22 protein-coding genes and 1 pseudogene are annotated in these 20,337 nt (G+C 68.5%); 15 read left to right on the top strand and 8 right to left on the bottom strand.

Features of this window, described 5'->3' with window-relative positions; all coding sequences use genetic code 11:
* Nucleotides 1-2: 2 nt before the first annotated feature.
* Together ACFLIM_RS06305 and ACFLIM_RS06300 are read right to left on the bottom strand one after the other, a co-directional pair.
* Nucleotides 3-3,329, bottom strand: a complete 3,327-nt coding sequence (locus tag ACFLIM_RS06305) for a BTAD domain-containing putative transcriptional regulator (RefSeq protein ID WP_393162862.1) — start codon at nt 3,327-3,329, stop codon at nt 3-5.
* Between the two features lie 27 nt (nt 3,330-3,356).
* Nucleotides 3,357-3,710, bottom strand: coding sequence for a nucleotide pyrophosphohydrolase (locus tag ACFLIM_RS06300; protein WP_393162860.1), 354 nt, complete (start codon nt 3,708-3,710; stop codon nt 3,357-3,359).
* Nucleotides 3,711-3,876: 166 nt separating this feature from the next.
* Here ACFLIM_RS06300 and ACFLIM_RS06295 point away from each other — a divergent pair, with 166 nt between their 5' ends.
* The gene (locus tag ACFLIM_RS06295) at nt 3,877-5,016 is read left to right on the top strand and encodes a sensor histidine kinase (protein WP_393162858.1); all 1,140 of its coding nucleotides are present in this window, start codon (nt 3,877-3,879) and stop codon (nt 5,014-5,016) included.
* Nucleotides 5,013-5,669, top strand: coding sequence for a response regulator (locus tag ACFLIM_RS06290; RefSeq protein WP_393162856.1), 657 nt, complete (start codon nt 5,013-5,015; stop codon nt 5,667-5,669). The genes ACFLIM_RS06295 and ACFLIM_RS06290 overlap by 4 nt, the downstream gene beginning before the upstream one ends.
* Nucleotides 5,670-5,687: 18 nt before the next feature.
* Here ACFLIM_RS06290 and ACFLIM_RS06285 read toward each other — a convergent pair.
* Nucleotides 5,688-6,281: pseudogene (locus ACFLIM_RS06285) on the bottom strand (DUF2306 domain-containing protein); the annotation flags it as partial.
* 180 nt (nt 6,282-6,461) lie between these two features.
* Here ACFLIM_RS06285 and ACFLIM_RS06280 point away from each other — a divergent pair.
* The 3 genes from ACFLIM_RS06280 (at nt 6,462) to ACFLIM_RS06270 (ending at nt 8,141) form a co-directional block, all read left to right on the top strand.
* The gene (locus ACFLIM_RS06280) at nt 6,462-7,448 is read left to right on the top strand and encodes an NAD(P)-dependent alcohol dehydrogenase (RefSeq protein ID WP_393162854.1); all 987 of its coding nucleotides are present in this window, start codon (nt 6,462-6,464) and stop codon (nt 7,446-7,448) included.
* A 67-nt stretch (nt 7,449-7,515) separates the two neighbouring features.
* Nucleotides 7,516-7,812: a hypothetical protein gene (locus ACFLIM_RS06275; RefSeq protein ID WP_393162852.1), complete on the top strand. Its 297-nt coding sequence runs from the start codon at nt 7,516-7,518 to the stop codon at nt 7,810-7,812.
* Nucleotides 7,812-8,141 carry a type II toxin-antitoxin system PemK/MazF family toxin gene (locus ACFLIM_RS06270; RefSeq protein ID WP_393162850.1) on the top strand — a complete coding sequence of 110 codons (330 nt, stop codon included), beginning with the start codon at nt 7,812-7,814 and terminating at the stop codon, nt 8,139-8,141. Before ACFLIM_RS06275 ends, ACFLIM_RS06270 begins: the two co-directional genes overlap by 1 nt.
* Before the next feature lie 35 nt (nt 8,142-8,176).
* On the opposite strand, the gene ACFLIM_RS06265 is transcribed toward ACFLIM_RS06270, so the two are convergent.
* On the bottom strand, nt 8,177-9,187 hold the full coding sequence (locus ACFLIM_RS06265) for a LacI family DNA-binding transcriptional regulator (protein WP_393162848.1): 1,011 nt from the start codon (nt 9,185-9,187) through the stop codon (nt 8,177-8,179).
* Between the two features lie 146 nt (nt 9,188-9,333).
* Here ACFLIM_RS06265 and ACFLIM_RS06260 point away from each other — a divergent pair, with 146 nt between their 5' ends.
* The 9 genes from ACFLIM_RS06260 (at nt 9,334) to efeB (ending at nt 17,864) form a co-directional block, all read left to right on the top strand.
* On the top strand, nt 9,334-10,614 hold the full coding sequence (locus tag ACFLIM_RS06260) for an extracellular solute-binding protein (RefSeq protein ID WP_393162846.1): 1,281 nt from the start codon (nt 9,334-9,336) through the stop codon (nt 10,612-10,614).
* Nucleotides 10,611-11,570 (top strand): carbohydrate ABC transporter permease, encoded by a 960-nt coding sequence (locus ACFLIM_RS06255; RefSeq protein WP_393162844.1) that lies wholly within the window; start codon nt 10,611-10,613, stop codon nt 11,568-11,570. Before ACFLIM_RS06260 ends, ACFLIM_RS06255 begins: the two co-directional genes overlap by 4 nt.
* Entirely contained in the window at nt 11,567-12,409 is an 843-nt protein-coding gene (locus tag ACFLIM_RS06250; protein ID WP_393162842.1) for a carbohydrate ABC transporter permease, read from the top strand. Before ACFLIM_RS06255 ends, ACFLIM_RS06250 begins: the two co-directional genes overlap by 4 nt.
* Before the next feature lie 2 nt (nt 12,410-12,411).
* Nucleotides 12,412-13,812, top strand: a complete 1,401-nt coding sequence (locus ACFLIM_RS06245; protein WP_393162840.1) for a glycoside hydrolase family 5 protein — start codon at nt 12,412-12,414, stop codon at nt 13,810-13,812.
* A gap of 18 nt (nt 13,813-13,830) precedes the next feature.
* A complete protein-coding gene (locus ACFLIM_RS06240) occupies nt 13,831-14,082 on the top strand; it encodes a type II toxin-antitoxin system Phd/YefM family antitoxin (protein WP_393162838.1) in 252 nt (83 codons plus the stop codon).
* Nucleotides 14,067-14,474 carry a PIN domain-containing protein gene (locus ACFLIM_RS06235; RefSeq protein ID WP_393162836.1) on the top strand — a complete coding sequence of 136 codons (408 nt, stop codon included), beginning with the start codon at nt 14,067-14,069 and terminating at the stop codon, nt 14,472-14,474. Before ACFLIM_RS06240 ends, ACFLIM_RS06235 begins: the two co-directional genes overlap by 16 nt.
* A gap of 153 nt (nt 14,475-14,627) precedes the next feature.
* On the top strand, nt 14,628-15,461 hold the full coding sequence (gene efeU / locus ACFLIM_RS06230; protein WP_393163296.1) for an iron uptake transporter permease EfeU: 834 nt from the start codon (nt 14,628-14,630) through the stop codon (nt 15,459-15,461).
* An 11-nt stretch (nt 15,462-15,472) separates the two neighbouring features.
* Nucleotides 15,473-16,597: an iron uptake system protein EfeO gene (gene efeO, locus ACFLIM_RS06225; protein ID WP_393162834.1), complete on the top strand. Its 1,125-nt coding sequence runs from the start codon at nt 15,473-15,475 to the stop codon at nt 16,595-16,597.
* Between the two features lie 13 nt (nt 16,598-16,610).
* Entirely contained in the window at nt 16,611-17,864 is a 1,254-nt protein-coding gene (efeB, locus tag ACFLIM_RS06220) for an iron uptake transporter deferrochelatase/peroxidase subunit (protein WP_393162832.1), read from the top strand.
* Here efeB and ACFLIM_RS06215 read toward each other — a convergent pair.
* On the bottom strand, nt 17,837-18,145 hold the full coding sequence (locus ACFLIM_RS06215; protein WP_393162830.1) for an SRPBCC family protein: 309 nt from the start codon (nt 18,143-18,145) through the stop codon (nt 17,837-17,839). The genes efeB and ACFLIM_RS06215 overlap by 28 nt on opposite strands.
* Before the next feature lie 84 nt (nt 18,146-18,229).
* Between ACFLIM_RS06215 and ACFLIM_RS06210 the strand changes: the two genes are divergently transcribed.
* On the top strand, nt 18,230-18,553 hold the full coding sequence (locus ACFLIM_RS06210) for a hypothetical protein (protein WP_393162828.1): 324 nt from the start codon (nt 18,230-18,232) through the stop codon (nt 18,551-18,553).
* Nucleotides 18,554-18,696: 143 nt separating this feature from the next.
* Here ACFLIM_RS06210 and ACFLIM_RS06205 read toward each other — a convergent pair whose 3' ends face one another.
* The 3 genes from ACFLIM_RS06205 to ACFLIM_RS06195 form a co-directional block, all read right to left on the bottom strand.
* On the bottom strand, nt 18,697-19,032 hold the full coding sequence (locus tag ACFLIM_RS06205) for a hypothetical protein (protein WP_393162826.1): 336 nt from the start codon (nt 19,030-19,032) through the stop codon (nt 18,697-18,699).
* A gap of 239 nt (nt 19,033-19,271) precedes the next feature.
* Nucleotides 19,272-19,496, bottom strand: coding sequence for a DUF397 domain-containing protein (locus tag ACFLIM_RS06200; RefSeq protein ID WP_393162824.1), 225 nt, complete (start codon nt 19,494-19,496; stop codon nt 19,272-19,274).
* Nucleotides 19,480-20,307 carry a helix-turn-helix domain-containing protein gene (locus ACFLIM_RS06195; RefSeq protein WP_393162822.1) on the bottom strand — a complete coding sequence of 276 codons (828 nt, stop codon included), beginning with the start codon at nt 20,305-20,307 and terminating at the stop codon, nt 19,480-19,482. The genes ACFLIM_RS06200 and ACFLIM_RS06195 overlap by 17 nt, the downstream gene beginning before the upstream one ends.
* Nucleotides 20,308-20,337 lie beyond the last annotated feature (30 nt).

Below are 20,337 nucleotides of genomic sequence, written 5' to 3'. Positions count from 1 at the left end.
CGTCAGCGCGGGCCGGGCACGTGCCGGAGCAGGTCGCGCGCGTCTTCGAGCTTGTGGGTGGCGCCCTGCCGGTACGCCGCCTCGAACGCCTCCTCCCCGAGCGCTTCGCGCGCCCTCACCGCGACGCGCTCGATCTCGGCCAGCTCCGACGGACCCGCGGGAACCTGGATGTGCTCCCGGGCCGCGGCGGCCAGCCCGAGCAGGACGGCGGCCCGCTCGGCGGCCCCCGAGGCGGCGACGGCCGCGGCGGCGGCCGCCACGGCCAGCGCCATCGTGCTCGGGTCGCCGATCTTCTCCCCCGCGGCCAGCGCCTCCTCATGCAGGTCCAGGGCGGCCTCCGGGTCGCCGCGCAGCTCGGTGAGGTAGCCCAGCTCGATGAGCGTGGTGGGCAGGTGCAGCGAGGGCTCGACGTCCGGATCGCGCGGCACCCCTTCCAGGAGGCGGCTCAGGTGCCCCTCGGCCAGGTCGAACCGGCCTGCCCGGCGCGCGGCGAAGGCCAGGCCCATCTCGCCCATCATCTCGCCCTCCTTGAAGCCCTGGCCGGCGGCCAGCTTCATGGCGTGCCCGCAGAGCTCGATGGCGCGCTCGTACTCGCCGTTCTCCAACGCGACCCAGCCCAGCCAGGCGGTACGCGTGGCGACCGCCGGCCACAACCCCAGGTCCTCGGCCATCCGCAGCCCCTCCCCGAACAGCCGGTTGGCCCGCTCGTAGTCGATCGCCATCCAGGCCAGCGACGCCAGCCACTCGGTGGCCTGCAGCAGCCCCCAGCGGTCGCCCAGCTCGGTGAACAACCCCGCGCTCTCCTCGCCGGCCCGCTCCAGCGCCTCGAGGTCCCGCTGCGTGAACGCGGTTCTGGCCTGCCTGCTGAGCGCGGCCGCGACGCCCCACTTGTCGCCGACCGCCCTGAACGTGGCCAGCGCCTTGCCCACCAGCTCCTGATCGGTAGGCATGTCCTTCATGTGCATGGAGACGAACAGCTCGGCCCTGGCCCGCTCGCCCGGGTCGTCGAGCCCTTCGAGCGAGGCCTCCCATGGGACGTCCTCACCCAGCATGAGCGCGAACCCGGCCTCCCACGCGACCGCCCTGGCCCTGGCGCGACCGGTCTCCCCTTCGATGGCCAGTGCGGTCGCCAGCGCTCGCCTGCCCTCGGCCAGCCTGCCGCGCAGGAACCAGTACCAGGCCAGTGCGTCCACCAGCCGCGCCGCGCTGTCACCGTCCCGCCGGGCGACCGCCGTGTCGAGGGCCGCGCGCATGTTCGCGGCCTCCGCGTCCAGGCGCAGCAGCCAGTCGCGCTGCTCGTGCCCGTGCAGGCCCGGCCCAGCCTGTACGGCCAGGGCCAGGTAGTGGCGCAGGTGCGCGAGACGTACCCGATCGAGCTCACCGGCGTCGGCCAGCCGGGCGACGCAGTACTCGGACACCGATTCGAGCAGCCGGTACCTGACGCCCGCGGGGCCGTCGGCGACGACCACCAGGGAACGGTCGACGAGGCGGACCAGCAGGTCGAGCACGTCCAGGTCCGTTCCGGCCCCATCCGTCCCGGCCCCGTCTGGTTCGGCGCAGAGGGACTCGGCGGCCTCCAGCGTGCACCCGTCGGCGTGTACGGCCAGGCGGCGCAGGACGCGGCGTTCCTCGTCGGACAGCAGGTCCCAGCTCCAGTCGATCACCGCCGTCAGCGTCTGCTGGCGGGCCGGGGCGCCGCGCTGCCCGGAGGCCAGCAACCGGAACCTGTCGTCCAGCCTGGCCACCACACCCTGCACGCCGAGCGCCCGTACCCGGGTCGCGGCCAGCTCCAGCGCCAGCGGGATGCCGTCGAGCCGCCTGCAGAGCTGCGCGACGGCCTGCGCGTTGCCCGCGTCGAGCTTGAAGCCGCGGGCGGAGGCGGCGGCGCGGATCACGAACAACCTGACGGCGTCGGAGCGGGCCATGGTCGCCAGGTCGGTGGCGACGGGCACGTCGAGCGGCGGCACGCTCCACAACACCTCGCCCTCCACGGCCAGCGGCTCCCTGCTCGTGGCCAGGATCCGCAGGTCTGGACAGGCCCGCAGGAGCAACTCGGCCAGCTCGGCGACCTGCTCGACTACGTGCTCGCAGTTGTCCAGGACCAGCAACGTGCGACGAGGCCTGAGCGCGGCCGTCAACTGCCGCGCCAACGCCTCTTGTCCGACATCCGGCGCGCGGGATGCGATCCCCTGACCGACATCAGGCGCGCCGGACGCGCGCCTCTCCCCACCGCCCGGGCGGCCGTCGGATGGAGGGCCGCCTTTGGCGCCGGGAGCCTCGGGGGCGGGTGAGGGTTTGGGGGCGGCGTCCTCCCTGATGTCCAGGGCCGCCATGACGGCTTCGGCCGGGGAGCGGGACGCCTGGTCCAGCGCGACCAGCCACGCCCCGTCCGCGAACCCGGCCACCAGCCGGTTCGCGGCCTCCAGCGCCAGCCGGGTCTTGCCGACCCCGCCGCTGCCCGTGAGCGTCACCAGCCGCTCGTCCCCGACCAGCGCGCACACCTCGGCCAGGGCGTCGTCCCGGCCGATCAGCTTGCTGACGGAGGCGGGCAGGTTCGTCAGGGGACGCTCGGCGGGCACGCTCAGCGCCGGATCCTGCCCGAGTACGGCCTGGTGGAGCGCGACCAGCTCGGGTCCGGGGTCGAGCCCGAGCTCGTCGGCCAGCCGTTCGCGCAGCTCCCCGTACGATGCCAGGGCCTCGCTCTGACGTCCGGCCCGGTAAAGGGCCCGCATGTGTACGGCCCGCAGCCGCTCCCTGAGCGGATGCCTGGCCACGAGATCGCCCAGCTCCCCCACGAGCAGCCCGTGTTCCCCCAGCTCCAGCCGCGACTCGGCCTGCTGCTCCAGGGCAGACAACCGCTGCTCCTCGAGCCGGACGATGACCGATCTGGTGTACTCCTCGTCCGCGAAGTCCGCGAACGCCGGACCCCGCCACAACGCCAGCGCGTCGGCCAGGAACCCCGCCCTGGTCCGGAGGCTGTCGGCGGCCTCGGCCCGCGACAGCAGACCGGCGAACCGGGCGGCGTCCACGGCCCCGTCGTCGGGGCGCAGCAGGTAGCCGGGCGCGCGGGAGACGACGAGGTTCTTGCCCCCGGGTTCGGCGTCTTCGAGCGCCTTGCGCAACTGCGAGACGCGTACCTGGAGCGCGCCCGCGGGATTACCCGGGGGTTCCTCGCCCCACAGGTCGTCGACCAGCCGATCGACGGACACCGGATGGCCCTCGTGGACGAGCAGGTCCACGAGGAGCGCGCGTACCTTGAGCCCTGGGATCGTGACGGCGTCCCCGGCGTCGGTCCACACGGCCAGCGGTCCCAGCACCCCAAAACGCATGTTCGTCACCTTATGCGCGGGGGCGGGTCATGTGGCGCGCGGCGCCTTCTTGGCTGAGCCGCGGTAGAGGTCGGCGTCGTAGCGGCGGTCGTTGTCGTCGAGCTTGGCCTGCGCGGCCTCCACCAGGTCGACGCCCAGGACGTCCGCCAGCCGGACCAGATAGAGGGTCACGTCGCCCAGTTCGGTACGCATTCTGGCGAGCGTGTCGGGGTCGGGGCTGCTGGACTCGTCGGCCGTGAGCCACTGGAACTCCGCCACCAGCTCCCCGACCTCGCCCGCCAGCGCCATCACCAGGTTCTTCGGCGTGTGGAACTGCTCCCACTCCCTGACCCGCGCGAACTCCCGCAGGCGTACGGCAAGGCGCTCCAACTCCGTCGTCACGTCACACGACCCTACCGACATGCGCCGGTAAGTTGCGCTTGGGCCAGGCGCATTATCTCGACATTGTGCAGGAAGGCTGTATCGCGAGCCTGACAGGCCAGGAACCGCGCCGATCCTTCTTCCGCTGAGCCCGGTCGAGTGGCACCGGCTCTCGTACCATGATTGTGTGCAGGGCCTTCTTCGCTCCGTGTGGAACGAGCCCCGTCCCCCCGACGCCTCGCCGCGGGTGTGGCGGGACTGGGCGCTCGTGGGGGTGCTGGTGCCGATCGCGGTGCTCGAAGGGGTGCTGCGGCCGGATCTTCCGTGGCGGGCCCTCTCAGTGATCATCACTGTCGGGCTGGTGCCCACGATGTTGTGGCGCCGTACCAGACCGCTGTTGATGGTGGTGATCGTCTTCGGCACCACGAGCCTGGCCCCGCTGTTCACGGGCGGCCATCGTTCGGAGACGTACACGATGGCGTTTCTGCTGCTCCTGGTGTACGCGTTGTTCCGGTGGGGGTCCGGGCGCGAGGCCGTGATCGGGTTGATGATCATGCTCGCCGCGGTCGGCCTCTCGATGGCCTTCTACGATCTCGTCCCTCCTGACGCCGTCGGCGCATTCGTCGTCATGTTCTCGGCGATCGCCATGGGCACGGCGTTCCGGTATCGGTCCAGAGCGAGGATGCGTGAGCTCGATCAGGTCAAGCTGCTCGAACGCGAACAACTGGCTCGCGACCTGCACGACACCGTCGCCCATCATGTCTCGGCCATGGCGATCCGCGCCCAGGCGGGCCTGGCGACGTCGGCCTCACACCCGAACGCCGCGACCGAGGCGCTCCGCGTGATCGAGGCCGAGGCGTCGCGCACCCTCGCCGAGATGCGCGCCATGGTCCGTCTCCTCCGGCGGAACGAACCGGCGGAGCTGTCCCCGGGCTGGCACATCACCGATCTCGAACAGCTCGCCGGCCGAGCCCGCGTCGGCCCGTACGTGGACGTGGAGATCTCCGGCGATCTCGACGACCTGCCCCCTTCCGTTGGGGCCGCGATCTACCGCATCGCTCAGGAGTCGGTCACCAACGCCCGGCGACACGCCCGTCACGCCACCTGCATCGAGGTACGCGTCGCCGCCGACGACACTGCGGTGCGTCTGCGCGTGAGCGACGATGGCGACATCAGCTCCGTACGCACGGTCGCGGCGCCCGGATACGGCCTCATCGGCATGATCGAACGCGCCGGCCTGCTCGGCGGCACCTGCGAAGCGGGCCCGAACCCCGGTCGAGGCTGGACCGTCACCGCCGTATTACCCCGAACCGGAGCGACCACGTGAGCATTCGAGTGATCGTCGCCGACGACCAGGAGATCGCCCGCACCGGGCTCAGAATGATCCTCGACGCCCAGCCGGGCATCGACGTCATCGGCGAGGCCGCCGACGGGCGCCGCGCCGTCGAGCTCGCGCTGCGTCTGCGTCCCGACGTGTGCCTGTTCGACATTCGCATGCCGCGCCTCGACGGCATCGAAGCCACCCGCTCCCTCGCCGGACCGGACGTCGACGACCCCATCGCCGTCGTCGTCATCACCACGTTCGACCTCGACGAATACGTCTACGCCGCCCTCCGCGCCGGCGCCCGGGGCTTCCTGCTCAAAGACGCCGGGCCCGACCTGCTCTCCCAGGCCGTACGCGCGGCGGCCAACGGCGACGCACTCATCGCCCCGAGCATCACCGCCCGCCTCCTCGAGGCCTTCGCCGACGCCGGGCAGACCTCAGCGCCGGTGCAACCCATCGAGGCGCTCACGGGCCGGGAGGAGCAGATCCTCGCCACCGTCGCGCGTGGGCGGACCAACAGCGAGATCGCCGACGAGCTGCACATCTCTCTCAGCACCGTCAAGAGCCACATCGCGAGCCTGATGACCAAGCTCGGCGTCCGCAACCGCGTCGAGATCGCGATGTGGGCGTACGCGACCAACCGCGTCAGAAACTGAGGCCCGGATCACCCATTCGGCCACGGCCAGATTGATCGCCCACCCCGCGCCCATCAGCAGCGCCTTGCTGACCCCACCAGGCGCTCCGGCAATCAGGAACCACGGCAACTGCGTGAACGCCTGCGTCCCCGCCCCGAGACCGATCGCATAACCGCGAATCATCCAGGCACGGTGCCGCCCGATGTCCCGGCGCCGAATCGCCACGAATCCCAGGACAATGGACCCGACCATGGCCGATCCGAACACGAGCCGAAAGGCGACAAGGAGCAGGCGGTCGTTCTCGGGCCCGGGGTAGAACAGCGTCATCCACAACCCGGAAAGCGCGGCGACGAGCCCACACGGGACCAGTAACCGCCCGACGGCGCGATGCCACCCGGCCCTCCGGCGTCGAAACCCGCGCGCGAATTGAAAGGCTCCCAGAAAGCTGTACAGGCTGACGCCGAAAATGTGCAGCACGACAGGGACGGGCGCCGCGAAGAACCGCGCGTTGCCTGGCGTGATTTCCGCGCCGGAGGTCAGTTCGGTGAGACGGATAGCGCCGGCGGCCACCGGAACGACGCTGAGTGCGATCAGTCCGATGGGTACGAGCCATTGCGCCCTGGAGGAGGTCATGACCCGATCGTGACGGCTGGGGCGGTGCCGGCTCATCCGCGGAAAGGCCCGATCCGAGTCACCCGATAGGCCACCGGCAAAGTCGTACTTTCGGCCGTTGAGCCGCTGCGCGGGTCTTGGACACACTGAGGCTTCGTGGTGGTATCCAGCCCCCACCCGCAAATGGATGAGGAGAATGCGATGAAGGCGTTCATCTTGCGCTCGTACGGCTCACCCGACGTCCTCGATCTCACGGAGATCGACACGCCCGTACCGGGCGACGACGAGGTCCTGGTACGGGTGCGCGCCACCTCCGTCCAGCCCTACGACTGGCACTTCATGAGAGGCGAGCCGTACATCGCCCGCCTGATGGGCGGCGGCCCGGGGCTGCGCAAGCCGAGCATCAGCATCTTGGGCGCCGACATAGCCGGTCAGGTCGAGGCGGTCGGGAAGGACGTGACGGAGTTCCGCCCCGGCGACGAGGTGTTCGCCATGTCCAAACAGGGCGGCTTCGCCGAATACGTCTGCGTTCCAGAAAGCGAACTGGCGCCGAAACCGAAGAACCTGTCGTTCGAGGAAGCGGCGGCGGTCCCGCTCGCAGCCAACACCGCCCTGCTCGCCCTGCGCGAGCAGGGACGCATTCAGCCGGGCCAGAAAGTTCTCGTCAACGGCGCTTCGGGAGGCGTGGGCACATTCGCCGTCCAGCTCGCCAAAGCGTTCGGCGCGAAGGTCACCGGCGTCTGCAGCACGCGCAACATGGACCTGATCCGATCGATCGGCGCGGACGAGGTCATCGACTACACCAAAGAGGATTTCACGCGGAACGGACAACGGTACGACCTCCTGCTGGACATCGCGGGCAGCCATTCCGGCTCGGCGTACCGGCGGGTGCTTACTCGCAAGGGGGCCTGCGTCGTCGTCGGGGGGCGGGCCGGCCGCTGGTTAGAACCCGCCGGCCACACGTTCGCGACGCTCGTGGCGGGGCTGTTCGTGTCGCAGAGGGTGGTCTTAGCGGACGTGGTCGGATGCAAAGAGAACAAGCAGAACCTGATGACGCTGACCGAGCTCATCGAAGAAGGCGAGGTTGCTCCGGTAATCGACCGGAGCTACCCCTTCGAGGAGATCCCGGCTGCCATCAGATATCAGGAAGAGGGCCACGCCTCGGGGAAGGTCGTCATAGCGATCTGAAGCCCCGAGCGCGAGGTCGCTGCAGCCTGTGTTGCATGTAGTGCTCCTGATAGTGCAACATGGAGACATGAGTGCCAGCCGTACGCCCGTCCCCCTGACCGAGGAGGACAAAGAGCTTCTGGAAGCGATCCGTACGCCCGGAACTCCGGAGAATGCGGCTGTCCAACATCTGGCGGGTCAGGCGCTAGGCCCCGAGACATCCGCTGCCGCAGCCCTGCACGCGCTGGTCGACGTAGCACGTAAGGCAGTCTTGGAAGAGGTCATGGTCACTGGATACGCGGCTCTCGCTGCCGCGCAGGATGACGAGGATCGTGCCTTCAGCCGCGCCGCACGCCGCCGCACCGCCAAGGTCTCCGTCGACTGATGCCCTCCAGCAGCGGATTCCCCCTCCGTGGTCGCGTCTATATGGCCGACCTCGGCGAGGAATACGGCGAGAAGCCGTACGTCATCGTCAGTAACAACGCCCGCAACCGTGCCCTGCCTAGTTACCTCGGTGTACGGATCACCACATCCACCAAACCCCCATTGCCGAGCATCATCGAACTCACTAAAGAGGATCCCGTGGTCGGCCGCGCCCTGTGCGATGACATCGTGATCCTTTTTGCCGAAGACCTCCGTCGCGAACTGGGCGGCTTGAGTCTCCAAACGATGATGCGCATCGGCCAAGGATTGCGGCACGCCCTGGCGCTCTGAGGCCCGGAAGAGGCCGCCGGCGCCTCGCATACCACCTATCCGTACGCCGCCGTGCTTTCCCGGACGATCAGCTCCGTGGCCAGTTCCACCCGCTTGGTCTCCGGGACCTCGCCCCGCCCCATCGCCAGCACCGTACGAGTCGCCAACGCCGCCATCTCCTGCAGCGGCTGCCGCACCGTCGTCAGCGGTGGCCAGGCCGACTTGGCCAGGGGCAGGTCGTCGAAGCCCACCACGCTCAGATCCTCGGGAACGCGTAGCCCCCGCTGCCGGGCCGCCTCGAACACCCCGAACGCCATCAGATCACTGCCGGCGAAGATCGCCGTCGGCCGCTTGTCCAGCGAGAGCAGTGCGTGCCCCTCGTCGTGGCCCGAGTCCACCAGGAATGTGCCACGCCGGATCAGTTCGGGCGCGATCGGCACCCCGGCCGTCTCCAGCGCCGCACGGTAGCCGTCCACGCGCGCCTGGCTGCACAACATGTCTGCCGGGCCGCTGATCGTGGCGATCCGGCGGTGGCCCAGCTCCAGCAGGTGCCGGGTGGCGGCCAGACCGCCGTTCCAGTTGGTCGCCCCCACCGAGACGACCCCCGGCGCGGGCTCGCCCTCCGGGTCCACCACCGCGAACGGCAGCGAGCGCGCGCTCAGCTGGGCCTGGATCCCGGTGGAGAGCCGGGACGCGACGATCACCACGCCGTCGGTCCTGCGGGCGGCCAGCCGTTCCAGCCAGTCGCGGCCCGGACCCGCATGCGTGTGCAGGACGGAGATGACCACGCTCGCCCCGCCCTCGTGGGCCGCGCTCTCCGCCCCGCGGACGATCTCCATGGCCCACGGCGACTCGATCTCGGCGAAGACCAGGTCGACCAGGCCGGCCGGGGTGTCGTCCTGGCTGATGCGCCGCTGGTAGCCGTGCTCCTGCAGCAGCCGCTCGACCCGGTGGCGGGTCGCCGGAGCGACTTCTGGACGCCCGTTGATGACCTTCGAGACCGTCGGGATGGAGACTCCGGCCTCCTCCGCGATCAGTGCGATCGTCACCCGCCTCTTCGCTGACACAAATCGGGAGTGTAGCCGAAAGTTTCGGTTTGGGATCGCTCCCATCCTAGGTGTTGACGCTTTACCTGCCGTTTACTTACGATCCGGGCAACGAAACTATCGGGGGGTTCACGAAACTTTCGCCAACGCCGAGGAAGGGACCCCTAATGAAACGAAGTCTGGTGTTGATCGCGACCGCCGTGCTCGTGGCCGGCTGTGGTGGTGGCGGCGGTGGGGCACCCGCTACGCCTCAGCAGGGCTCGTCGGCCAAGGTCACGCTCGAGTGGTGGCACCTGTCGACCGCCGAGCCGCTCAAGTCGCTGTGGGCGCAGCGGGCCAAGGAGTTCGAGGCCAAGAACCCGAACGTCACCATCAAAGCCACCGTCCTCGAGAACGACGCCTACAAGGCCAAGCTCACCACGATCACGCAGTCGGGCAAGGCGCCCGACCTGTTCGCCACGTGGGGCGGCGGTGTGCTCAAGCAGCAGATCGACGCGGGCCTGGTCAAGGACATCTCCGGCGACGTCTCCTCCGTGCTCGGCAACTTCACGCCGGCCGCGCTGAGCGCGTACCAGGTCGACGGCAAGACGTACGGGTTGCCGACCGACATCGGCCTGGTCGGCTTCTGGTACAACAAGAAGCTCTTCGAGAAGGCGAGCATCACGGAGCCGCCGGCCACCTGGTCGGCGTTCCTCGAGGACGTCAAGAAGCTCAAGGCCGCGGGCGTCACCCCGATCGCCCTGGCCGGCAAGGAGAAGTGGCCGGGCCACTACTACTGGGCCTACCTCGCCATGCGCATCGCCGGACTGCCGGCGCTCCAGCAGGCGGGCGTCGACCACGACTTCACCAAGCCCGACTTCGTGGCCGCGGGACAGCAGGTCAAGGCCCTGGCGGACCTGCAGCCGTTCCAGAAGGGCTTCCTGGGCGCGGCCTACTCCACCCCTGACGGGCAGGCGGCCACGATGGGCAACGGCAAGGCGGCCATGGAGCTGATGGGCCAGTGGGCGCCGAGCGTGCAGGCCGACGCGGGCAAGGGTCTCGGCGACGACCTGGGATTCTTCCCCTTCCCCGCGGTCGAGGGCGGCAAGGGCTCGATCTCGGACGCGTTCGGCGGCGGCGGCGGGCTGGCCGTGGGCGCGGACGCCCCGCCGCAGGCGGTGGAGTTCGTGAAGTTCATGACCGAGATGGACAACCACTCCAAGGCCGTGGCGTCCGGCGGCGTGCTGCCGGTGCTCAAGGGCGAGGAGAGCGCGGTGAAGGACGCCAACCTCAAGCAGGTGGCGACCCTGCTCGCCGCGGCCGGCGGCTACCAGCTCTACCTGGACCAGGCCTACCCGCCCGCGGTCGGCCAGCAGGTCAACGACAGCGTGGCCGAGCTCATCGGCGGTACGAAGACGCCGCAGGAAGTCGGCCAGGACATCTCCGAAGTGGCCAAGAGCGAAGAATGACGACACTCACGAGAGGGCCGGAGGCGGTCAAGCTTCCGGCCCCCGCCCCTGCCGCCCGGCGGCGCGGCCGCTGGGTGACCATCATGCTGTTCCTGCTGCCCGCGCTGGTCCTCTTCCTGCTGCTGGTCGTGGCCCCCATCCTGGTGGCGGCATATTCCAGCGTGTTCAGGTGGAACGGGTTCGGCGGGCTGCCGACCAACTTCATCGGGCTGGCCAACTTCACCCGGTTGTTCAGCACCGAGATCTTCGTCCAGGACATGTGGCACCTGCTGGTCCTCGTCGTGTTCTCGGTCGTGATCCAGCTGCCGTTCTCGCTGGCCATCGCCATGCTGCTGAACCAGCGCATGCGCGGGCGGGCGCTCTACCGGGTGGTGTTCTTCGCGCCGTACGTGCTCTCCGAGGTGATCACCGGCGTGCTGTTCTCGCTGATCCTCGCGCCTGACGCGGGCATGGCGAACCAGCTGCTGTCGGTGTTCGGGATCGACTCGGAGTGGCTGGCCGACCCGGCCACCGTGATGCCGTCGCTCTTCCTGGTCATGACCTGGAAGTACTTCGGCTTCCACATGATGATCTACCTGGCCGGGCGCCAGAACATCCCCAACGAGCTCATCGAGGCCGCCCAGATCGACGGCGCGACGAGCTGGAAGACGTTCCGGCACATCACGCTGCCGCTGCTCGGCCCGACGATCCGGATCAGCGTCTTCCTGTCCGTCATCTACACCATCCAGCTCTTCGACCTGGTCTGGATCCTCACCCAGGGCGGGCCGTCGCACTCCTCGGAGACGATGGCCGTCACGATGATGGACTGGGGCTTCAAGCGCTCCCAGGTCGGGTACGCCAGCGCGATCAGCGTCGTGATGTTCGCGCTCAGCCTCGTCTTCGCCCTCGTCTACCAGCGTTTCGTGATGCGCCGCGACCTGGCGGGCGCGACCACCAACTTGGGAGGCCGCCGATGATCCATCGGAAGAAGCCCGCGGCCAGAAACAACACGCTGCCCCTGCACGTGATCGCGTGGATCGTCGGCGCGTTCATCCTCATCCCGGTGGTGTACGCGCTGCTCGGCGGGTTCAAGGAGAACAGCGAGCTGTCCACCAACCCCTTCGGCCTGCCGGAGACCTGGGTGACGGCCAACTACACCGACGTGCTCGGGTCGGGCTCGTTCTGGTTGCAGCTGTGGAACAGCACGTTCATCGCGGTCATCACGACCGTGCTGACGGTGGCGCTGGCGGCGCTGGCGGCGTTCGTCTTCGCCAGGTTCGCCTTCCGGGGCAGGGAGCTGTACTTCACGTTGTTCACCGCGGGGCTGATGTTCCCGTTCGCGGTGGCCATCCTGCCGATCTTCGTGTTGCTGCGCACGTTCGGGCTGCTGGACAACCCGCTCGGCGTCATCCTGACGCAGGCCGCCTTCGGCCTGCCGCTGACGATCATCATTCTGCGCGGCTTCTTCCGCAGCATCCCCGGCGAGATCGAGGAGGCGGCCATCATCGACGGCTGCGGCCCGTTCGGGTTCTTCTGGCGGATCCTGCTGCCGATGGCCCGCCCCGCGATCGCCACCGTCTCGGTGCTGGCCATCGTGGGCAGCTGGAACAACTTCATGTTGCCGCTCGTGGTCTTCAGCGACGAGGCGAGCTGGACGCTGCCGCTGGGCATCCAGCAGTTCCAGGGCCAGTACGCCTCCGACACCGCCCGCATCCTGGCCTATCTCGTCCTGGCCATGGTGCCCGCGCTCGGTTTCTACGCCATAGCCGAACGGCACCTGATCGGTGGTCTCACCGCGGGTGCGACGAAGGGGTGACCATGCTCCACGTGTCCGGAACCCAGCTCGTCACGGACGACGACACACCGGTACGACTCCGCGGAGTGGGCCTCGGCGGCTGGCTGAACATGGAGAACTTCATCACCGGCTACCCCGCCAACGAGAGCTCCATGCGGTACGCCGTGCGCGGCGTGCTGGGCGAGGAGCGGGCGGAGCTGTTCTTCGACCGGCTGCTGACCTCGTTCTTCACCGAGGAGGACGCGGCGCTGCTGGCCGGGCTCGGCATGAACTGCGTGCGCATCCCGATCAACTACCGCCACTGGGAGTCCGACGACCGGCCGTTCGAGATCGACCAGCGCGGCTTCCGGCACCTGGACCGGGTGATCGGGCTGCTCGGCGAGCACGGCGTCTACAGCGTGATCGACCTGCACGCCCTGCCCGGGGCCCAGAACCAGCACTGGCACTCCGACAACCCCACGCACGTGGCCGGGCTCTGGCAGCACCGCCACTTCCAGGACCGGGCGGTGCACCTGTGGGAGGTCATCGCCGACCACTACCGCGACCACCCGTGGGTGGCGGGCTACAACCCGGTCAACGAGCCGGGCGACCTCACGGGCAAGGTGATCGGCCCGTTCTACGACCGGCTGGTGAAGGCGGTACGGGCGGCGGACCCGCGGCACATCCTGTTCCTGGACGGCAACACCTACTCCACCGATTTCTCGATATTTCGTGAGGTGTATGAGAACACGGTCTTTGTTCTCCACGACTACGCCCTGGCCGGTTTCGCCCACGGTGGCCCCTACCCCGGGTACACCCGCGGCGAGTGGTGCGACCGCAGCGAGCTGGAGCGTACCTTCGCCAAGCGTTCCCGCTTCCAGCGCGAGACGGGCACGCCCTTGTGGGTGGGCGAGTTCGGGCCCGTCTACAGCGGGGACCCGGCGGTGGACACGCAGCGGTACCAGATCCTGCGCGACCAGCTGGCTATCTACGACGGCCAGGGCGTGGGCTGGTCGTTGTGGACGTACAAGGATGTGGGCCTGCAGGGGCTGGTGCACGCGTCCGGGCCGCACCTGCGGCGGTTCGGGGGGTTCATCGCCAAGAAGCAGCGGCTCGGCGCGGACCGGTGGGGCTCCACCATGGAGGAGTCGGCGGACGTGCTCGCCCCGCTGCACGCGCTGATCGAGACGGAGTTCCCGGCCTGGCGGCCGTACCCGTGGGGAGCCAGATACCAGAGCGACGACCTCATCAGGCACATCCTGATCGCGCAGGCGCTGCTGCCCGAGTACGCCGAGCTGTTCCGCGGGCTCGGCGACGACGAGCTGACCGCCCTGGCCGACTCGTTCCTCCTCGATCGGTGCGTACGCCGCGAACCCCTCCTCGACCTGCTGGCAGACAACCTCGGTGGCGCCACGGAGCGCTCGCGGATCCGCAGGATCAGATAATCTGATTCCATGAAGGTGATGACTGCCACTGAGGCGTCACGAAGCTTCGCGACGGTTCTCGACGAGGCCGAGCGTGGGGAGACCATCATGGTTACGCGTGGTGGGAAGCGGATCGCGGTGATCGGCCCTGCGCCCGCGGCGCCCGGACGTATGGTCAAGGCGTTCCTCGCCAGGAGTGCGGGCACGGTGGACAACGATTTCGGGGCCGATATAGCGGCGGCTCGGGAGACGGTCGACGACGAGATGAGGAGCACGTGGCCCGACGTCTGATCTTGGACACCGGTGTGCTCATCGCTACGGAGCGGGGCAAGGCGTCTGTGGACACGGTGATCGGGGATGCTGATGATGTGGCCATCGCTGCGATCACCGTGGCGGAGTTGCTTGCCGGGGTGGAGATGGCAGACGATGCGCGTCGCGCCAACCGGCAGGCTTTCGTGGATGAGGTCCTCGCTTTGATCCCGGTCGAGGAGTACACCACGGACGTCGCCAGAGTCCATGCTCGTCTCATGGCGCATATCCGGAGAGAGGGCAAGAAGAGGGGCGCGTACGATCTGCTGATCGCCGCCACGGCCGCGACTACAGCAAGGACCATCATCACGATGGACTCGTCAGCCGCATGCGACGACCTCCCTGGCGTGCGGGCTCAGGTGGTGCCCCGCTGACGGCAACCCCGACGGCGCCGCATCGATTAGGACGAATGCCTTGAAAGTGTGCTTCACGCCACGGTCGGCACACTCTCGCTTCCGACGCTTGCGCTAGGTATGCTCAGCCTGCCCTAATTTAGGCAAGCCTTTCCTCAGCGTGCGGAGTTGACGGTGTTCGCCAGTTACCTCATTGGATTGCGCGAAGGTCTGGAGGCGGCTCTCGTCGTCTCCGTCCTCATCGCCTTCCTGGTCAAGAGTGACCGAAAGGACAAGCTCTCCCAGGTCTGGACCGGCGTCGGCGCGGCCGTCGCGCTGTCCGTGGCGTTCGGGGCGCTGCTGACCTTCACCGCGGCGCATCTGGAATACACCAGCCAGGAGCTGTTCGACGCGATCACCTCGCTGCTCGCCGTCGTGTTCGTCACCTGGATGATCTTCTGGATGCGGCGGGCGGCCCGCGCGCTTTCCGGCGAGCTGCGCGGCAAGCTCTCCGACGCGCTCCAGCTCGGCTCGCTCGCGGTGGTCGTGATGGCGTTCCTGGCCGTCGCCCGCGAAGGGCTGGAGACCGCGCTGCTGTTCTTCGCCTCCGTGCAGGGCGCCACCACCACGGCGGCGCCGCTGATCGGGATCAGCCTGGGGCTGCTCACCTCCGTGCTCATCGGCTGGGGCATCTACCGCAGCGCCGTGAAGATCAACCTGACCAAGTTCTTCACCTGGACGGGGCTGCTGCTGATCCTCGTGGCCGCCGGGATCTTCAAGTACGGCGTGCACGACCTCCAGGAGGCCGGCGTCCTGCCCGGTTTGAACACCTTCGCCTTCGACATCAGCGCCGTCCTGCCCGCCGACTCGTGGTACGGAGCGTTGTTGTCGGGCATGCTCAACATCACACCGCAGCCCAGCGTGGCCGAGGTCGTGGCCTGGGCCGTCTACCTCGTGCCCACCCTCTTCTTCTTCCTGCGCCCGCCGCGGGTGAAGACCACCCCGGCGCCCGCGTCCTCCGCGGCCTGAACAGGAGCATCATGCGTACCGCAATCCGCCTGTCCTTCGGCGCGCTCGCCCTGGCGGGGCTGACCGCCTGCGGCTCGGGGAACGCCCCGGCCGCGTCCTCCGGCCCCGGAAAGATCACGGTGGCGGCATCCGACACCGAGTGCAAGGTCGCCGCCGCCGAGGTCGCGGCGGGCACCACCACGTTCACGATCACGAACGGCGGCAACAAGGTCACCGAGTTCTACGTGTACGCCCCCGGCGACCGCGTCATGGCCGAGGTCGAGAACATCGTGCCCGGGCTGACCAGGGAGCTCATCGCCGAGCTGCCGGCCGGCGCGTACGAGACCGTGTGCAAGCCCGGCATGATCGGCAAGGGCATCCGGAACGCGCTCAAGGTGACCGGCGAGCACAAGGCGCTCAGCGCGGACGCCAAACTGGCCGAGGCGGTGGCCAGCTACAAGCGGTACGTCAAGTCGCAGAGCGATACGTTGCTGGTCAAGACGCAGGAGTTCGTGGACGCGGTCAAGGCGGGCAAGATCGACGAGGCCAAGGAGTTGTTCCCGATCTCGCGTACGTACTGGGAGCGCATCGAGCCCGTGGCGGAGATCTTCGGCGACCTCGACCCGGCCATCGACGCCCGCGAGGCCGACCTGGCCGAGGGCGAGGAGTGGACCGGCTTCCACAAGATCGAGAAGGATCTGTGGATCACCAAGGACATCAGCAAGGCCGGCCCGCTGGCCGACAAGCTGATCGCCGACGTCAAGACCATCGTGGCGAAGTCGAACGCCGCCGAGCTCACCCCGCTGAACCTGGCCAACGGCGCCAAGGAGCTGCTCGACGAGGTCGCGACCGGTAAGATCACCGGCGAGGAGGACATCTGGTCGCACACCGACCTGTGGGACTTCGACGCCAACCTCGAAGGGTCCAAGGCCGCCGTGCAGTCGCTCCGGCCCGTGCTCGAAGAGCGCGCGCCTGACCTGGTCAAGACGCTGGACGAGAAGTTCGCGGCGGCCGAGGCGGCGCTCGCGGCGCACCAGAAGGGCGACGGCTGGCAGCTGCACAACGAGCTGTCCAAGGCCGAGCTGAAGACGTTGTCGGACGCGATCAACGCGCTGGGCGAGCCGATCAGCAAGATCGCCCCGGTCGTCGCGAAGTAGCGGAGGTGTGGTCATGGGCGAGCGGATGAGCCGTAGAGGGCTGTTCGGGCTGGGCGCGGCGGGTGCGGCCGTGGTCGGGGCCGGGGTCGTGGGCGCGAACGCGCTGCTCGACGAGCCGCCGGTCGCGCACGCCGCCTCCACCTCCGACCCGTTCCCCTTCTACGGCGAGCACCAGGCGGGCATCGTCACGCCCGCCCAGGACCGGCTGCACTTCGTGTCGTTCGACGTCACCACGGACAAGCGAGCCGACTTGGTCGAGCTGCTGCAGGAGTGGACGGCCGCGGCGGCACGGCTGACGCAGGGCAAGGAGGCGGGGGCGTTCGGCGCGGTGGGCGTGCCCCCGGAGGCCCCGCCCGACGACACGGGTGAGGCCCTCGGGCTGCCCGCCTCGGGGCTGACGCTGACGATCGGCTTCGGGGCCTCGCTATTCGACAAGCGGTTCGGGTTGGAGGGCAAACGCCCAGCGGCTCTCGCCGATTTGCCGAAATTTCCGGGAGAGCAGCTGATTCCGGAAATTTCCGGCGGCGACATCTGCGTGCAGGCGTGCGCCCACGACCCCCAGGTCGCCGTACACGCCATCCGCAACCTGGCCAGGATCGGCTTCGGCAAGGTCTCCGTACGCTGGTCGCAACTCGGCTTCGGCCGTACGTCCTCAACTTCCCGGGCCCAGGCCACACCCCGCAACCTGATGGGCTTCAAGGACGGCACGAACAACCTCAAGCTGGAGGACGCCGACCTGCTGCAACAGCAGTTGTGGGCCGCTGCGCAGGACGGCAGCGCCTGGATGGCGGGCGGCAGCTACGTGGTCACCAGGAAGATCAGGATGACCGTCGAAACCTGGGACCGCACGTCACTCGCCGAGCAGGAGCAGATCTTCGGCCGGAACAAGGGCGAGGGCGCCCCGCTGGGCAAGAAGGCCGAGTTCGACCCGCTGGACTTCGCGGCCAAGGGGCCGGACGGGCAGCCGTACATCAAGGTCGACGCCCACGTGCGCCTGGCCCACCCGAGCGCAAACGGCAACGCGCACCTGCTGCGCAGGGGCTACAACTTCGTGGACGGCTCCGACGGGCTCGGCCGCCTGGACGCGGGCCTGTTCTTCATCGCCTACCAACGCGACCCGCGCAAGCAGTTCGTGCCCGTGCAGCTCAGCCTGGCCAAGAACGACCAGCTAAACGAGTACATCAAACACGTCTCCAGCGGCTTGTTCGCCTGCCCACCGGGCGTCCGGGACGCGGGCGACTACTGGGGCCGCACCCTCTTCGAGTAGTAGTGTCGGTACGCGTCCAGGACGAGGCCGTGAAAATGATGGACCGCGTGCTCCGACAACCCGGACCCGTCGGGGTCGTAAACGATCTTTCCCTGGGTGAACGCAGGGGTGCGCATCCTGCGCTGGACGCTCTCCACCAAGGCGATGTCCTCCACCTGGAGAACCTCGTCGATGTACCGGATGCTGTCCACCTCGGTCTCGTCGGGCTCCGCGGTCTCCTGATAGAAGTCCCAGATCTCGCGAGTCCGTTCCGGGCCGGCCGGGATGATCTGCAACACCATGAAGTTGGCCTGACAGATCCTCAGCAGATCCTCAACACGCCCCGGCCTACCTTCCTCTCGTACCGATCCAACGGGGAGGAAGACATGAACACCATGATCAAGCTCAGCACCGCCATCGCGGCCGGAGCCCTTTCGCTCGGCGCCCTCAGCGCGGCCCCCGTGCAGGCGGCCACCACCGGCGCGACCGCCGCCGGCACCGCCGCGGGATGCGCCAAGGTCGAGCACTGGACCGGCCGGGTCACGCAGAGCGTCAGGGTCACCAACAGATGCGGCCGCACGATCTCCTACCAGGTCAAGCGGCGCGGGCCCGACCCGCGTTGCACGGTCCTCGCCAACGGCCGGTCCTACACCTGGCAGTGGACGCGCTGGGGCGGCCAGTGGCAGGGCATCCGCTGGAACTGCGCCTGACCGGCGCGCTTGCCCGGCGGGGAGGGAACTCCCTCCCCGCCTCGGCGGTCCGCTCTCGCCCTCGCGGCGCCGCCGGAGCAGCCGCCGTCGATCGGCGTGGGCGGCGGCTTCGTCGTCTCCAGGCTCTGTGCGCCGAACAGGCCCTATCCGGAGAACCTCTTCGCGAGGTCCCGGGCCCATTGCGCGGCCTTGGCCGCCTGGTCGCCCGTGACGGGCGCGCCAGGCATCCGGCTCAGGCGCTCCACCTGCTCGGCGAAGCGCAGGTGCTCCCGGTGGGCGTGTTCCCGGCAAGCGAGGCAAGTGACGCTTTCCGGACGAGGGGAGGTCATCGCATAGGGCACCTGGAGTCCGCAACCGGTGGCGACGACACTCGGTGCGTCGGGCACGGCGCCCAACGTCGACGCGATCATATTGCGGTAGGCGGCACCGGCCTGCATCACCTTCTGCTCGACGTGGATGTGCGGATCGGTCTCGCTCATCTGCGCCCGCGCCTCCGTCCGAGTCGTCCCGGAATCAGACTAATGCGTTGACGGCTCAGGTTCGCGAGCACGCGGCCAGCCGCATCTGAATCAACGATGGGGGCGAGAGTCCGGGTGAGACGAGCCGCCAATGGGCAAGTCGTCGAGGTCAACGACACTCGAATGTCCGGCGAACAGCGCCACGGAACAGCCCCCGATCGAGGACCGGGGGCTGTGTGCGTTGGGGGATCGCGTGCGGTCTACAGATTGTCGAAGACTCCGGTCTTGACTCCCTCGGCGAACTTCGCCCAGACGGCCCCGCGCACCACCGTCGGATACACCTCAGGCTGCTCGCTGTCGCGGATCGCGACCATCCCGTTGGACAGCCGCTTGGCGTAGATGCACTCACCGCCTTGGCCGCTCGACGCGGTGATGTAGCCGTCGAAGTCCTCGACCTCTGCTCTCAGTTCAGGGCTCAACTCCACGTTCCGCTCTTTCCTTGATGCGCCGGATCGACAGGTGCTCGGGGAGCGCCGACCTGCGTATCGTGTCGAGTCGGTCCACCAGCGCCGCAATCTCTTTGGGGTCATGTACGACGCTACCGCGAAGGGCAGACTCGACAGATCCAGCGATCGGCACTCCGTCTTCCATTGCCAAGACCATCATGCCTGCGGTCGCCGCCGCACACCTTGCCTCGTAAGGCAGGAGCTGAACAGAGACCAGGCGCTGCTCGACCATCCTGATCAGATGTTCCAGCTGACGGAGAAGCACACCGGCGGCTCCCAGCGGACGATTCAGCAGTCCCTCGTCCAGCACAGCCAGGTATTTGAGCGGCTTGGACCGCTGGAAGATCTTCTGCCTCTCCAGGCGCGACTTGACGGACTCCTCTACCTGCTCTGGCATAGCGTTCGGCTCCCCCTCGAAGACGGCGCGTGCGTACTCTTCCGTCTGCACCAGACCTGGGAAGTTCATCGCCGCGAAGGTCATGATCGTCTCGGCGCGACGCTCGATCGGCGGCCACTCACGGAACCACTCCGGACTCCCGCTGCCGTGGATGTTGGGCCAGTGCAGGAGCAACTCTCCGCTGAGACCCAGCGCCTCTTCGCATTTGATGATCATCTCGTGGGTGGGTTTCTCATCCCCACGTTCAACATTCCCGATTCTCGATTTGCTGTATCCGGCTACTTTGCCGAGATTTGTCTGATTCATACCAGCGGCCAACCGGTATTTGCGGAGATCCACGCCGAAGCGCGCCGCTGGACCGGCGGTCGGATCAAGCTCCTTGGCGGCAGGCATCGCGTCCTCCGATGCAGTGGGGGGCCGGTG

The sequence above is a fragment of the Nonomuraea marmarensis genome (genome assembly GCF_043197025.1).
Lineage (GTDB): Bacteria > Actinomycetota > Actinomycetes > Streptosporangiales > Streptosporangiaceae > Nonomuraea > Nonomuraea marmarensis.
This window is presented reverse-complemented; position numbering and strand designations above follow the sequence as displayed.

Coding starts and splice junctions, on each gene's coding strand:
- ACFLIM_RS06255 (WP_393162844.1), top strand. CDS start 10,611: ATGACGACACTCACGAGAGGGCCGGAGGCGGTCAAGCTTCCGGCCCCC.
- ACFLIM_RS06240 (WP_393162838.1), top strand. CDS start 13,831: ATGACTGCCACTGAGGCGTCACGAAGCTTCGCGACGGTTCTCGACGAG.
- ACFLIM_RS06270 (WP_393162850.1), top strand. CDS start 7,812: ATGCCCTCCAGCAGCGGATTCCCCCTCCGTGGTCGCGTCTATATGGCC.
- ACFLIM_RS06305 (WP_393162862.1), bottom strand. CDS start 3,329: ATGCGTTTTGGGGTGCTGGGACCGCTGGCCGTGTGGACCGACGCCGGG.
- ACFLIM_RS06280 (WP_393162854.1), top strand. CDS start 6,462: ATGAAGGCGTTCATCTTGCGCTCGTACGGCTCACCCGACGTCCTCGAT.
- efeB (WP_393162832.1), top strand. CDS start 16,611: ATGGGCGAGCGGATGAGCCGTAGAGGGCTGTTCGGGCTGGGCGCGGCG.
- ACFLIM_RS06215 (WP_393162830.1), bottom strand. CDS start 18,145: ATGGTGTTGCAGATCATCCCGGCCGGCCCGGAACGGACTCGCGAGATC.
- efeO (WP_393162834.1), top strand. CDS start 15,473: ATGCGTACCGCAATCCGCCTGTCCTTCGGCGCGCTCGCCCTGGCGGGG.
- ACFLIM_RS06205 (WP_393162826.1), bottom strand. CDS start 19,032: ATGAGCGAGACCGATCCGCACATCCACGTCGAGCAGAAGGTGATGCAG.
- ACFLIM_RS06210 (WP_393162828.1), top strand. CDS start 18,230: ATGAACACCATGATCAAGCTCAGCACCGCCATCGCGGCCGGAGCCCTT.
- ACFLIM_RS06245 (WP_393162840.1), top strand. CDS start 12,412: ATGCTCCACGTGTCCGGAACCCAGCTCGTCACGGACGACGACACACCG.
- ACFLIM_RS06195 (WP_393162822.1), bottom strand. CDS start 20,307: ATGCCTGCCGCCAAGGAGCTTGATCCGACCGCCGGTCCAGCGGCGCGC.
- ACFLIM_RS06250 (WP_393162842.1), top strand. CDS start 11,567: ATGATCCATCGGAAGAAGCCCGCGGCCAGAAACAACACGCTGCCCCTG.
- ACFLIM_RS06275 (WP_393162852.1), top strand. CDS start 7,516: ATGAGTGCCAGCCGTACGCCCGTCCCCCTGACCGAGGAGGACAAAGAG.
- ACFLIM_RS06260 (WP_393162846.1), top strand. CDS start 9,334: ATGAAACGAAGTCTGGTGTTGATCGCGACCGCCGTGCTCGTGGCCGGC.